Annotated in this window: 11 protein-coding genes; all 11 read right to left on the reverse strand. The window is 50.7% G+C overall.

Features of this window, described 5'->3' with window-relative positions; genetic code table 11:
* Positions 1-99: 99 nt before the first annotated feature.
* Complete coding sequence (locus MUG84_RS12765; protein ID WP_244725492.1) at positions 100-360, reverse strand: hypothetical protein; 261 nt, start codon at positions 358-360, stop codon at positions 100-102.
* An 82-nt stretch (positions 361-442) separates the two neighbouring features.
* Complete coding sequence (locus MUG84_RS12770; RefSeq protein ID WP_244725390.1) at positions 443-1,876, reverse strand: extracellular solute-binding protein; 1,434 nt, start codon at positions 1,874-1,876, stop codon at positions 443-445.
* A 119-nt stretch (positions 1,877-1,995) separates the two neighbouring features.
* Positions 1,996-2,997, reverse strand: coding sequence for a carbohydrate ABC transporter permease (locus tag MUG84_RS12775; protein ID WP_244725391.1), 1,002 nt, complete (start codon positions 2,995-2,997; stop codon positions 1,996-1,998).
* Positions 2,998-3,001: 4 nt separating this feature from the next.
* Positions 3,002-3,874: a carbohydrate ABC transporter permease gene (locus MUG84_RS12780; protein WP_244725392.1), complete on the reverse strand. Its 873-nt coding sequence runs from the start codon at positions 3,872-3,874 to the stop codon at positions 3,002-3,004.
* An 8-nt stretch (positions 3,875-3,882) separates the two neighbouring features.
* Positions 3,883-6,288, reverse strand: a complete 2,406-nt coding sequence (locus MUG84_RS12785; protein ID WP_244725393.1) for a DUF5696 domain-containing protein — start codon at positions 6,286-6,288, stop codon at positions 3,883-3,885.
* 17 nt (positions 6,289-6,305) lie between these two features.
* Entirely contained in the window at positions 6,306-6,914 is a 609-nt protein-coding gene (locus tag MUG84_RS12790; RefSeq protein ID WP_244725394.1) for a YIP1 family protein, read from the reverse strand.
* Positions 6,911-8,389: a hypothetical protein gene (locus tag MUG84_RS12795; RefSeq protein WP_244725395.1), complete on the reverse strand. Its 1,479-nt coding sequence runs from the start codon at positions 8,387-8,389 to the stop codon at positions 6,911-6,913. The genes MUG84_RS12790 and MUG84_RS12795 overlap by 4 nt, the downstream gene beginning before the upstream one ends.
* Before the next feature lie 20 nt (positions 8,390-8,409).
* Entirely contained in the window at positions 8,410-9,285 is an 876-nt protein-coding gene (locus tag MUG84_RS12800; protein ID WP_244725396.1) for a carbohydrate ABC transporter permease, read from the reverse strand.
* Positions 9,286-9,291: 6 nt separating this feature from the next.
* Complete coding sequence (locus MUG84_RS12805; RefSeq protein WP_244725397.1) at positions 9,292-10,254, reverse strand: carbohydrate ABC transporter permease; 963 nt, start codon at positions 10,252-10,254, stop codon at positions 9,292-9,294.
* On the reverse strand, positions 10,251-13,214 hold the full coding sequence (locus MUG84_RS27510; RefSeq protein WP_244725398.1) for an extracellular solute-binding protein: 2,964 nt from the start codon (positions 13,212-13,214) through the stop codon (positions 10,251-10,253). The genes MUG84_RS12805 and MUG84_RS27510 overlap by 4 nt, the downstream gene beginning before the upstream one ends.
* A gap of 51 nt (positions 13,215-13,265) precedes the next feature.
* Entirely contained in the window at positions 13,266-14,414 is a 1,149-nt protein-coding gene (locus MUG84_RS12815; protein ID WP_244725399.1) for a Gfo/Idh/MocA family protein, read from the reverse strand.
* Between the last annotated feature and the right edge of the window lie 86 nt (positions 14,415-14,500).

Genomic DNA, 14,500 nt, shown 5'->3' on the forward strand with positions numbered 1-14,500 from the left:
TCAATTAGTACCCCCAATCTTATGCTACCGGGTTGAATCTGCGAATGCGCTCAAACCGAGCGGTCATCACCTCCCTCAAGGCGGTCGTGCAGTGCCGGGTCAATCGCCGGCGATTCCGGTTCGTTCGACACTTTCCACAAAATAACGCTGCGTAAACAGATAGAGCGCAAGGATCGGCAAAATCGAAAGCAATGCCCCGGCCATCACGCGGTTCACAGGGTGAATCCATACCGAAAACGCAGATTCTCCGATCGCAGTAACCCCGCCGCTTCTCGCAAATGCCGGAAGTGCTGTAACATCACGATGGAAACACTCGTAATCCTTGTACAGGTCAGCCAATTTTGCGCTCTTTATGGTCATTTTGACAGCCTCCTAGTTTAAATGAAATAGAGGAAGTGAATTGACGCCTTTCACTTCCTCCTATGACAATGATCCGTGCTTGTTATTGCCCGATCGATTTCAGCAACTCTGCCTTGTCCTTAGCAACCGCCTTTTCAACATCATCCGCGATTTGCTGCAGCGCAGCCCTTGAATCTTGGTTCGTTTTCATCGCTTTATCGATACCTGCGCTCCATACCTTCCATGCAGCTCCATCCAAGGAAGACGGGTAATCCGGTGGCATTTTTTCTACTAACGTGGCGAATAAAGCATTCGCTTTTTGTCCGCCCAAAAACGGTTCTTCCGTATCGGTAATTTCCGGCAGCTCCAGCGCAGGTTTAAACGCAGGGAGCGAATTGAATTTAATTAACTCTTTCTGACCTTCAGGTGTAAGCAAAGCATATTCGACAAATGCCCATGCCGCCTCTTTATTTTTGCTTTGCGAAGGAATGACGAGCGCAGAGCCTCCGCCAACCGAATACGTGTTTAGCGGCTGACGGCACGCGAGCCATCTGCCCGCATTGTCTTTGGAGTCTACCTTAAGGCCGTTCAAATACCAGGAAGCGCTCCAAATCATCGCCAGCTTGCCGTTGTTCACCGCCTGGTTCCATGCGTCGCCCTGAAGATTGGCTGCAAGGCCGAGCTGCTTGACTTTCTTGGACAAATCCAAGCCTGTAATATATTTATCGCCCGTGTGTGTGTAGTTCAGTTGTTTGTCGAATAATCTGGAGTCACTCAGAAAATCTAATATTTCGGTATCGTATTCGAGAATGTATTTGCCCTGTGCTTTTAACGTTTGGGCCATATTCATCAAATTGTCCGGATCTTCCATATATGTCGCCAACTCATCGGGATCGGAAGGGAATCCGTTCTCCTCCATAATGTCTGCTCGGTAGTACATGTTGCCTGGAGGAGCATCAATTGGAATCGCCAACAGCTTTTTGCCGTCAAGCGAGTGGAACTTCTCCCATATATTCTCCGGAATATCGCCTGCATACCGGTTGGCGTCGTACGGAGGCTGCAGCAAATCGACAAAAGCGTCAGTCGCATTGAACTTGCTGATATAGCTTTGTTCCATCGTCGATACATCCGGTGCGCCCGATCCGGCGGCAATCGCCGTTTTCATTTTGTTGGCAATTTCGTAATGAGTGCCGTTTTTAAGATTTTTCACTTTAATGTTCGGGTATTTTTTATTAAAGCCTACAATCACGTTATCAAACGATTTGTCGTCTTTTCCAAGACCGTTCCACAACGTAATCTCGCCTGACAGTTCCGTATTCACCGTATCCGTTTTGGCCGTGTCACTGGAAGAGTTTGTATCAGCCGGTTCTGCAGCATCATCCTTCGCTGTCTGGTCGTTTGTTTTTGCATTATCTGCAGTCTCTGTTTTTGCGGCCGTATCTTTATTTCCAGAATCAGAGCTTTTGCCGCTGCATCCAGTCAGCACGGTGGCTAACATTAAAACGAAAATGATCGAAACGAACAGCATCTTTTTCATTCAGGTACCCTCCCATTTTTCAATTAGTAACCCCAATCTTATGCTACCGGGTTGAATCTGCGAATGCGCTCAAGCCGAGCGGTCATCACCTCCCTCAAAGACGGTCGTGCAGTGCTGGGTCAATCGCCGGCGATTCCGGTTCGTTCGACACTTTCCACAAAATAACGCTGCGTAAACAGATAGAGCGCAAGGATCGGCAAAATCGAAAGCAATGCCCCGGCCATCACGCGGTTCACCTTCGTCGGCGGTTCTCCGATGACCGATTTTGTTACTGCAAGTTGTTTGGCCCCTTCGCCATTCCCTTCTCCGTCCATCTTCGATAACTGCTGCGTCATGTTGAATTTCTGCGGTTCCATCAAATACATCGATGGCTCGTACGTATCGGTCCAGTGCCATACGATCGAGAACAAAAATACGACAAGCATCGCCGGACGGGCGAGCGGAAACATGATGGAGCGAAACGTGCGAAACGCTCCCGCCCCGTCAATTAGCGCCGCTTCTTCCAGTTGGCTCGGAAGCTTGCTGAAAAACTGGATAAAGATCAGAACGAACAACGCACCCTTTAACCCGTGGCCAAACAGCCCCGGCACGATAAACGGTAAGTATGTATTCAACCAGCCCAGATCGCTGAATTGCAAAAACAGCGGAACGATAATCGTTTGCGGCGGCACAAGGAATGTGAACAGCACGAGTGCAAGCCATAAACCGCGGCCCGGAAAGCGGAAACGGGCAAATCCGTAACCGACAACGGCGCAGCTTACGACCTGTACGACGGCGCTACCAAGCGAGATGACCGTACTGTTCATGAAGCTTCTCCAAAAATCAAGCTGCTGAAAGGCGTAAGCATAATTGGCAAACGACAGCTGCTTCGGGATCCAATTGACGGTCGCGTCGGTAACGTCGCCGGCCTGCATTAGCGATTTGCTGAAAATAAACAGCACCGGATAAATGAATACGAACGCGAGACTAAGCAATATTGAATAAATGAACAGCTGGGATATGAACGTTTTCGCCCGCCGCGTGGCCGCGTGGCGCAATGGCGCCGTGGCCGCCCTTTTGTCCGCCGTGATCCGTTTTAACATGGAAACATGCGTCGTGGCCACATTTCGATTGATCGCCATGCCGTTACCTCCTTTCTTCAGCCGAAGCGCCGCGGAACATCAAAAACACGGCGCCGATCACGAGAAATATGAAGACAAAATAAATCCAGCCGAGCGAGGAAGCGTAACCATAATCGCTCTTGTTGAACACAATGTATTGGATATAATCCATCACGCTGTTGTCCACCTTCGTGAACGAGCTTACGATACTGAACAGCGTATTGACGAGAATCATCGGCACGATCATCGGAAACGTCACCTTCCAGAAGCTTTCCCAAGGGGTCGCTCCATCGCATTTCGCCGCTTCGTACAACGTTGTGGAGATGCTCTGAAGGCCGGCAAGGAAAATGAGGATTTGGACACCGGAATCCCACATGATAAGCGTGATTGCATCCATCATTTTCAGCAGCGGGAACAGAATTTGCCCCGGCACGTAATCGATCAGCTTGCCGACAAGATCCACCTGATCGAAGATCGGCAGCCTTGTCGCCCCTTGCCCCATTAGCTTCTTCAGCACGGCCCCCGACGCAATGATGACAGGCAGGAAGAAAATGCCGCGGAATGCGATACGGCCAAGCAGCTTCCGATTCAGCAGCAGGGCGCTGAACATCGCAAAAACGAGGGTAAGCGGTACTTGAATGACGATGTTCGTAAATGACGTAATGAGCCTCGGAACAAAGCTCGTGTCAACCGTAAATGCATTATTGTAATGCTTCAACCCGACCTGAGTCGCTTCTAGGCCGCCCGACATGATTTTTAAATCCTGAAATGAAAACATCAGCGATCTGAACAGCGGAATAGCCATAAACAGGAAGAAGCCGACGATCCAAATCGATATGAACGAATATCCTTGGACGATATGCCGTGCTCTCATCGTAAGGCCAAGTCGTTTTTTCATCGTAAGCTTCATCCTTTCCGAACCAAGTAGTCATAAGGCTGGATGACATCGCTCCCGACGTGGGCAGGCTCGCCGTCGTAATTTACGGTAACCTGCACGCCATTCGCATACGTCGTCCGGTACACGTAGGTGTCCAGCTGTTCGTGGTTGGTTATTCCCTGTCCCTGCACCAAATTCAGCACCTCAGTCAGCTTCTTGTATTGGTCGATTGAAGGCTTCAGCCATTTGATGTACTTCGAGCTGAACAAGCCGTCGGCCATCGTTCGTTTCAGCAGCGAACTATCCTCGTACGTCAGCAGGTAGCTTGGTATCGCTCCGTATTCGAGCAGCCGGAGATTCCATATGCGGGGATCGTCCTGCAGATTGGAGGGGCTGCCGGTATAAGGGACAAGTCCGCGTACGGCAATTTGGTAAAAGGGAATGGAACCGTCTTCGTAGACGTAATGGCTGGAGTCCAACGGGATACCATCGATCCGGTCGACGTGGCCGAGCGCATAGGCGAAGCCGTAGTCCACTGCGGCATGCCCTGTTTGTGAGCGCATCAGATCCATCGCCTTCGTCCACGTTTCCATCGTTTGCTTCCGATTGTACGGAATATCTGAGCTTTGATCTGAATACAGCGTATCGCCCATATACTGCAAATGGATGCCGCCGGCGCCAAGCTCAGCGAGCTTACCGGCTTCTCCGGCGATATATTTGTCATACACGCGATCCGGCTTCAAGTAGTAGAACAGCTTCCACGATGGCTGATTCGTCGTCACCCATGGATCTTTGACTTCCATCACTTCCTTGTTAAGTCCCCGAATCGAGTCCAGTGAAGGCTTTAAAGCATTGCTGCTCTCATAAGGCTTCACGTAATTCGTTTTCAAGTAAAGTCGGATTCCTTTCTCCTTGGCATAAGCGGCCAGCGCTTCGAGGCCGCGGTTGCCGCCGAGACTGCTTTCCGCCGGGAAATGATTCGGCGCGTTGCCGTAAATGCCGTCATTGGACCAGCCCTCGTAAGTAAGCTCGAGCGAATCGATACCCGCTGCGGCATATCCATCCAAAATTTCTTTCGCCTGCTCAAACGTCGTCATCGAAACAATCGTACTGCCGATCATATCCTTACGCAGCACACCGCCGAGCAGCTGTAATTGGAAAGCAGAACGCTTGGTCTCAACGGGCTTCACGCCTTTGACGCGAACCAAATAGTCACGGTAGGCATGAGCCATGCCGACATAATTCGCCTGCTCGCCCTCAAGCAGCACGAACCTTACGGCGCGGTCCCCGGGAATCATCTCTCGCTGTATGAGCGGAATTTCCCCGGAACCGCCGATAAACACGATGTCGCTGTTGCGATAAATCAATTCCGCCGAAGTCCGATACAGCGGAATATTACGTATGCCGGTCGGCGTTCCGTTGATTTTGGCGTCTGCGTCGCCTTCGGTTACGATCCCAAGAAAGGCGGTATCGTCCTTGTAAATGCCAAATACCGGCAGCGCCGCCGATTCATGCGGGCCGTAGCTTTCGATCTCACTCTTGTTGTAGGTGACCTGCTTGTATACGGTCGTCATAAAGGCGTAGTCTCCGCCGTAAATGCGCTCGCTGTACGGTTCGAAATAAGTCGGATGGTTTGATTTGAACTTGATGAGTGCTCCCGAACCGTCAGGGATGAACATCGCGCCTTTGGACTGCTGAGGTGCTGCTCCGAAAAACGGCGCCGGCTCCAAACTAATTAGCTTGGCTTTGCCTTGCTCATGGATCGATTGAAACGGAATGCGGACTTCGATCCCTTCGTCAAGCAGCTTATATTCTAGAGCAAAAACGATTTGAAGTTCCTTCAGCTCGTATTGAACCAGGACCCCTTGATCGGTCGTCTTCACGGTCGTTTTTGTCCCCTTCTCCTTGGAAGGATACGTCTGGCGAACGTCTCCGCCTTCGGTATATCGAATATGGACAGGTGATTCAATATACTTCTGATTGGCCGGCGGCATCTTTTTCTCCACCGGAGGCGCCCCCCACTCGTTGCCGCTGTGTTTGCCGACCAGACGTATTTGCCCGGTTTTTTCGTCGATAAATAGTTCGAAATCCGAATTTTCGGCAACCTTCTTTTTGGCCGTCGTCGGCTTATACACTGCAGGGTCAACTGCATGAGAAACCTTCTGCTTTCCTGTGATTGTTGCCGAAGGAGCTCCAGCCGTTCCAGTTGCCGATACCCCATCTGAAGCCTTCTCATTTGTCTGAGCCTTATTTTGCTCTCCCGCAAAAGCCGCTGTAGACTCAGCCGTCAAGGTCAAACCCTGCTTCGCCTCCCCTGCAGGCAGCTCTTGCTCCTTCCCACCGCCTTCTGCTTGCGAGAAATACGGGGAGGGCGTCACGAGGAACAGGATAGCTACAGCAGCAGCAAACAAGACTTTTTTTGCTCTATTCGTCATGGATTGTCCTCTCCTCCCTAAAAGCGGTAATTGATTTCTTTATAAATTCCGATCAAGAATTGGATCGATTGGTTGATCAGCCCATACAAGAGCAGTCCGATAAACCAAATGATGAACATGCCGATGATCGTCAGAACAGTAATCCACAGCATTTTGCCGAACGTAAAATCGTGAATGATTTTGACCTGCAGCAGGATTAAGAATATGACCCAAACAAATATGAACAATTCCAGCCCGTTATACATACTCGCTTCCGATTTGGCGAGAAGATTGCTGACAAGCGCCACCGGTACGGACAAGGCAATATACGGCATCAGGGTGAATGCACTGCCTACGAAAATCTGTTTAAACTTGCCCTCACCGTCCATGATGGTACTGACGCCCCAATTCGTGACCGACCAGGTCAGCCAAGGAACGACGATCCACAACGCTTCGATCAAAATCGAAATTTGGTAAGGCTCCCGCGTTTGGAACAAAAAACCGGAGAAATTCAAGGAGAGATAATGAGCCAAGATCGCTAATCCGATCATGACGAATGCATAGTGCCATTTCGCCCGCTCCTGGATATCTTCGAAAAATTGGATTGGGTGAAGCAGCGCCAGTTTTGCCAGCCGCACCGTATTCATGAAGCACTTCCCCCTTCGGATACCGCGATTTTTGATTGGCTGCGCTTGCTTCTCCATTTCCGATACAAGCGGAATCCGATTTTGAGCAGCACGTAAAGCGAAACTGCCCCGCCGGCGATCCAGGCAAAATGCTGACGCATATATTGCTTGCGGTATTCCAGAAACGCAGCCGAATAATCGTCACGCGCTTTGGCCATCTCGAAATAATCCATCGCTTCGCGATATTTTCCGGATTTGTAAAGCGCCTTGCCGATCGCCTTATAAGCCAAATCATAATTGCTGTTCATGTCCAGTACTTCCCGCCATGGTTCGGCCGATTTCTCGTAATCCCCGTCTACATACAAGTTCGTCGCTTCGTGCACCTTGTCCGCGAACGGTGTCGTACGAAAACGGTCGATTCGTCCTCGCGTCCGATCGGCGATATATATCGTGCCATCCGACGTCTCCGCAATGCTGGATGGCGTCTTGAACAACCCGTTTTGCTCACCGATACCACCGAAAATAAATAACAAATTACCGAGCTTGTCGTATTGGAACGCTCTGCCTGTCGTTTGATCCAAAGCGGTGAACACGCCTTTATCGTTTACAGTTACGTCGATAAACGTTGAAAACAACCTCTCCCAGTTCCGGCGGGCCATATGATGATCCCCGAATTCGATGTCAGTCAGTGTATTGACGCCAACGGCGCTCAGCCGCTTCACCTGACTTGTCGGAATGCCGAGCGTTGTCGAGTAGACAAACCCTTCCTGATCCTGGATCAAGTTTGAAAATTCCGGAGGCTTTTCGTTCGACAACTGTTCCTTCTGCTCTGGAGTGGCAACGAACTTGACGATCGTTTTTTCCCAGCTGAAGCCAAGCAGGTTGGCGCCGAAAAAACCCTTGAACACTCCGTTAGGATCGATCTGCAGCAAGCCTTGGTACGCTCCTTCACTAACGACGAACATATAATTCCGTTTATCGATAATGAGCTTGGAAGGCGAATAGACGAAACCTGCCCCAAGCAGCGGGCTCTCCGGAGCGCCGAATTCCTTGACGAACTTGCCATCACGGCTAAACACGACGATCCGATGATTCAGCGTATCGGCAACGAATACTTCGCCTTCTTCTGTAACGTAAACGCCTTTCGGGCCGTTCAGCTGCCCTTTGCCTCCCGGATCGCCGTAAATGCCGAGCAAACGCTTGCTCTTGTCGAAATGAACGACCCGATTATTGCCCCCGTCGACTGCATATATCGTATCGTCCCCTGCGATGAACAGATCCTCCGGCTCCTTGAGAGGACCGGCAAACCAGTCATAGCCGTCGATCGAATCACGATACAAATATCCATTGATCGAAATCGGTGTTTCCTCAGACTGATTATAGGTATAACCTTTGTACGGGCTTTGGGCCCCAGCCTCATCTGGCAGCGAAAGCATCGACAGCATCACCAGCATCATCAGCGCGGCCATCACTCGTTTCGAAGTCGATCGTTTCATGAAATCCGGCTCCTTACCCGTTAATCTTTTATGCCCGAATGGGCCATCGTCTCGAGAACCATGCGCTGCGAAATGACGAACATGACGATGCTTGGAATGACTGTGAGCAATGCTGCCGCTGCACCGGCTCCGGCTTGGGCAATCACACCCGTCCCCCCGCTGATCGTGGATAACGCGAACGGCAGCGTTTTCATGCTTTCCGATGTCGTGAACAGCATCGCCGGTCCGGGATCGTTCCATGTGCTGATGAAGCTGAGTAGCACAACCGTGGACAAAGCGGGCTTCAGCATCGGCATGACGATCTTCCAGAAGATAACCCATTCCCGCGCACCGTCGATTTTAGCCGCCTCCAGCAGCGGATCCGGGATTTGATCCAGGAACTGCTTCGTCAGGAACAAAAACACGGGCGCCGCCAAGCCGGGAACGATCATGGCCCAATATGTATTCATCAAGCCGAGATTAGCGATGACAAGATATTGCGGAATTTGCGTCACCGCTGGAGCGAACATCAACGCGAGAATGATCATGGAAAAAATCTGTTTACGAAACGGCATCGGATGCTTGCTTAAAGGATAAGCGGCCATCGCCGAGATGACGACTCCCAGACTGACGGATGCAAGCGTAATGAACAAGCTGTTAAAAATGTACCGCGAAAACGGCACCGTGGACGCGCCCGTGATCATCAGCAGATCGTTGAAATTTTTCAACGTCGGGTTGATGACGAAAAATCTCGGAGGAAATAAAAACAGCTCTTCCAGCGGCTTAAACGCAGTCGAAACGAGATAAACGAGTGGGGCCACCATCAGCAATGCGAAGCAGGTTAGGATTAAATAAAGAATTATCCCTCCCCAATCCACTCTTCTGCCTTTCACCATGGAACCTGATAATGTTGCCAACAATGATCACTCCTTGTTTCCAAGCCATTTGAAAATAAACCGGTTCAAGCCAACCATCATGCAGAACAAAACGACAGCGATTGCCGATGCGTAGCCCATCTCGAAGCGGATAAACGCGTAATCATGCAGGTGGGTCAAAATGGTATGTCCGGCATATAACGGGCTCGGCATACCTGCCAACTCAACGCTGACGCTGAATACATTGAGCGCCCCGACCACCTGCATGACCGCACCGAACAGCAGCTGTGGCTTCACTGCCGGAACCGTAATGTACCACAGCTCCTGCCAGCGGTATTTGACGCCGTCAATGGCGCCGGCTTCGTACATATCGCGCGGGACGTTCTGCAAACCCGCCAGGAAGGCGAGAAAACCGATTCCCATGCTCATCCAAAGCGAAACGATCATAATGATTGGCAGAATCGTATTGACATCTTCCAGCCACTGCCACGGCTCATTGATAAAGCTAAGCTTCAGCAGCCAATAGTTTAACAGGCCGTAACGGTCGCCGGAGAATAAATACTGCCAGACGACGGTCATTGCGACTCCGCTTGCGATCGACGGTGTATAATAACACAACGTATAGAAAAACCGGTATTTCTGCGGTATTTGGCTGATCAGCCAGGCGAGCAGAAACGCCATGGCGTAACCGAGCGGTCCGGTGACGACTGCGAATTTCAACGTATTCCCAAGCGCCTTCAGGAAGATATCATCGTCAATGAACAGCAGCCGGTAATTTGATAGACCGATCCATTTGGGGGACTCCAAAATATTAAAATAAGTGAAGCTTAACCCAAATGCCGTCAGGACAGGTATGATCGTAAATACAAGAAACAGGATCATAAATGGAGCGAGAAAATAAAAGGATACCCGATTGCGCACAATGTCCGCCCAAAGTACTTTAAGCTTGGAGGCCGCTCTCAAGGGGCGCGCCTGTTCGCTCACTTTTGTCTCTACCGATACTTCACTCATCGGCTGCCGCCCCCTTTCCCGATTCCTTCTTGCTCCTCTACGTCAAGCCCGAATTCCTCGCGCTTCTTACGCAGTTCTTTGTTAACTTCCTTCATGCCGTCTTCGACGGCTTCACGTACCGTCTTACCGTTCAGTACAATTTCGTTCCACATATTCGTAATATGGCGTGTCGTGAAATAAGCGCCGAGTACGATCTCGCGTTCCTTGAACCAATCCCACTGCTTCAGTACGGAATCAATATCCTGGGAAGACCATGGCATCCGTTTAAGCGCCTCGACGTTCGCTGTATTCCAGCGCGCTTCGACGCCGAGAACCGATTCAAGCTCCGAACCGAACTGTTCTTGTACATCGGCGCTGGTCCACCACTTCAAATATTCCCAAGCTTCGTTTTTCAACTTCGTATCTTTGAATATAACCCCGGTTTGCGCAGCCCCGCCTGTTGAGCGGTTAATTTTACCTTCCTTGTCCGGAATGCCCGGCATCGGCTTCATTTCCCACCATCCGGTTAACTCCGGCGCCGCCGTGGACAGCAAAATATACGTCGAATAGTCCGCTATACCGATCGGCATTTCCCCCGTGCGGAACCGGTTGTAAAAGTCCGCTTTTTTGTTGATTTTGTAGTTCGTGAACAAATCCGTCCACATCTTCATCGCTTTTAAGGCTTCCGGCGTGTCGAGGGCGGAATATTTGCCGTTCTCGCGGTAATATTCGCCGCCGTTCTGAAACAGGAACGGGGTGAAATCATCCGGCGTATGACCGTAATAAAAGTCCATGCCGTTCTGCTGCAAGAGCGGAATCAAATCCATAATGTCCTGCCACGTCTCGGGCGCTTTCTCAACGCCAAGCTGCTGCAAAATATCTTTGCGGTAAAATAGCATGCTGAAGTTTTGATTTTCGGGAAGCGCATAATGCCCATTATTGTATTGGTACGGGATGAGCGCCCCCGGCCGGAACCGCGCAGCGATTTCGTTATAATCCGGGAACTCGCCCAGGTTGACAACGGCGTTTCGGACCGCGTAGTCGATCGGAATGTCCGCCTGTACTCCAAGTGCAACGTCGGGCGCCATTCCGGCGGTGCTGGACAGCATAAGCAGATGCATCGCTCCGGCTGGAATGACGTTAATATTCACCTTGATTCCGGTTTGTGGTGTAAAATCCTCGTCTGTCATCCGCTTGATGATGTTCGCCCATTCACGTCCGCGGGCAACCCAGACGTTCAGCACTTTGTCTTGCTCGCCGTACCGGTTCCCGATACCGCCGTAGTCTTTGCGGAACGACAGCAGAAAATCGTTCACCGAATTCCAGCTTTGAGCGGCCCAGCCTTTGTTCGCATCCGGCCACGGCTGATCCGGTGACTTCACGATAAAATAATCGAGCAGCAGCCCTTGTCCGGTAAGGGAGGTCATCCATGTACCAAGCTCAGCCTGTTTATCGGAGAACTGATCGAGCCTTGCCGTAATCGTCTCCGGTTTCTTCGCCATATCAAGCAGCTGATCTCGCGCCATGCCAAGCGTGCTAACCTTGGAGCTGTTCTGTTCGACTCCAAGCGAATAGAGTAGCTTCATGCCGTCCTGGAGATCTTTTGCCATCAAATTCAGTCTTGGAATTAAGTTCGGGATGCTTTTCTTAAGCTCGTAATCGCGGTTCGGATCGGGATTCGTTCCTGTCACGAGATAAATTTCCCGCTGAAGCAGCGACATTTGCTGTGTTACATGCTGTACAATTTCGAACACTTCACCGAGCGAGCCGATCTGCATTTCCATTCGAATGCGGTGCTTCCCCTGCCCTAGATAAATTTCGTACGGCTGCTCCTTGCCGCCAAATCCAGCAATTTGCCAGCCGCTGCCGTATTCGAAGCTGACCGCGTTCATTTCGGCGAACGGAATTTTGCCGTCTATCGAAACCTTCCTTTGTACCGGAATTCCATTCAAGTAAGGGTTTGAATACCGGGCGCCGATGTTGTACAAACCCGATTCGGGAACGTCGATTTCCCATTCGGCCCATTGGCCCCCTTTGCGCCAGCCCGAGCCCCCGAACACGTTCAGAATGCTCTTATTGCTGTCATTCGGCTCGGATGCCGGATTGCGGTCTTCCTGCCTGCGCAAGGTCGGGTCGGACTTCAGTACCGCTTGCTCCGCTTGGAATTGCAGCAGTTTGTCTTTCAATTCTTGACGTCCTTGTTGCAAATCTTGTTTATGTACATCTGTATATGCAGACAGCTTAACCGGAGAAAAAATGTGAATTTCCCCGATCGCCGCCGGCTCCCGAATCACCGTCAGCCGAAGCGTATGCTTTCCTTGGGTCAAATAAAACCGCAAAGGCTCAGACACCTTGCTCTCGGCATCCTGAAACTCTTGATATTGCCAGCCCATGACCTCTTCCTGACGCGGATTGAATTCATTGCCTTGATTGTCTTTCCAAGGCTCACCGACTTCCTTCCACATCCGTTTAAAGTCGATCATTTTAGCCTGAAAAAACGGATACTTGCCGTCGATTTGCATGCTGCGCAGGATAGACGCCCGCTTGCCCGGCATCGCATAATAGTCCATGCCGATTTGGTAAAACCCGTCCCGCGGAATGTCTACGGTGTATTCAGCCCAGCTGTTTTCGTCTGTTTGAACGAGCGCAGTTCCGGATCGGCCGCCAATAGAATTCTGCTTGCTCACGCCAAAATCGCTGACCGCCGCGTAGTCCTCGCCCGAAATGACGATGTTCACGTTCTCAGCATCCTGTTTTCCTTCACCTTTCAACTGCTTGACGTATTTCAAATAAGAAGGCTCCAGCTTCGACTTGATGTCTTCCCCAGCCAAAATCGATTGCATATCGACATCGCTGTACTGGGGAATGTCCGCCAACGCCGTATAGTCCGCTTTTCTTGAATAAAACCACCAGGTTAACAACAAAACAGCGATTACCGCAAGCAATAGCTTCTGTATTTGTTTGCGAGATTTACGAACCACCGGATACCCCCCATTAGCAATATGTTGAAAGCGGATACAAATCATTAATTATCATTTCATAAAATCGGGAATCGGAGCAACTTCCACGACACGACCGCCAGAGCGAATCGATTCGGTAGCAGCACAGCCTACGGCCACGCTCATCCGGCCGGCAAGCGGCGTAGCGACAGGTTCTTTTCCGTATAGAATCATGTCGACAAAATCCTTGCAGATGTTCGGATCGGCCCCACCGTGCGTACCTTCCGCCTCCTTAACCTCATATATACGGTCGGCATATTGGCGCATCGTGTTGGAACGGCGTGTTTTGACGATAACTCTGTTCGTCAGCTCGTCGTTCTCCATCCTGCCTTCCGTACCGATAAACGTATAATTGCGATGGTAATCTGGTGTGAAGTGGCATTGCAGGTAGGATGCTTTGATGCCGCCCTCCATTTCCATGATGATCATGTTGTTGTCTTCGACGTCGATTTCCTCGCGGAACGCGCATTGGTTCAGCTTGTCGAAGCTGGCTTCCGTGCAGGTTTCCTTTTCTCCGCAATTGTTGCATACGAGGTCGTTCGGCTTGTCGCCACCGTAAAAATCAAGACTGCCGAAGGCGGACACTTTTTTTGTATATTTGCCTGTGATCCAATGAATCATATCGAGGTCGTGGGACCCTTTTTGCAGCAGCAGCGAAGTCGTATTTTTCGAGTTTCCGTGCCAGTCATGGTAGTAGAAATAACCGCCGTAACCGACAAAGTGGCGTACCCAAACCGCTTTAATCTCCCCGATCACGCCAGAATCTACGATTTCCCTCATCGTCCGGAACATGTTCATATAGCGCATGTTAAAGCCCGACATCAAATGCTTGCCCGACTTCTTCCAGGCGGCGAGGATGCGGTCACAGCCTTCCACCGTAATGGCCAGCGGCTTCTCGCAAAAGACGTGCTTGCCCGACTCCAGCGCGGCAATCGCGTGTTCCTCGTGACAAAAGTCCGGCGATGTTATGGCGATCGCGTCAATATCTTTACGCTCAAGTAGTTCGCGGTAATCCGTTGTGATGAACGCGTCGGGATTGACGTTTTTCTGAAATGCAGCCAGTCTTTCCGGATATACGTCCATACCGCCGACAACGATCGATTTACCATCAGGTTTGTGCCAATATTTGGCGATACCTCCTCGGCCTGTTGCGCCGATCATTCCGATTCTGATTTGATCCATCCAATTCCCCTCCTAATATTTTGAATTATTTCGGGCCCAAATTATGACAACGTTTGGCTAATAGCAGCAGGAAAACCGGGCAATTT

The organism is Paenibacillus mangrovi (assembly GCF_022898935.1).
Classification (GTDB): Bacteria; Bacillota; Bacilli; order Paenibacillales; family Paenibacillaceae; genus Paenibacillus_AQ; species Paenibacillus_AQ mangrovi.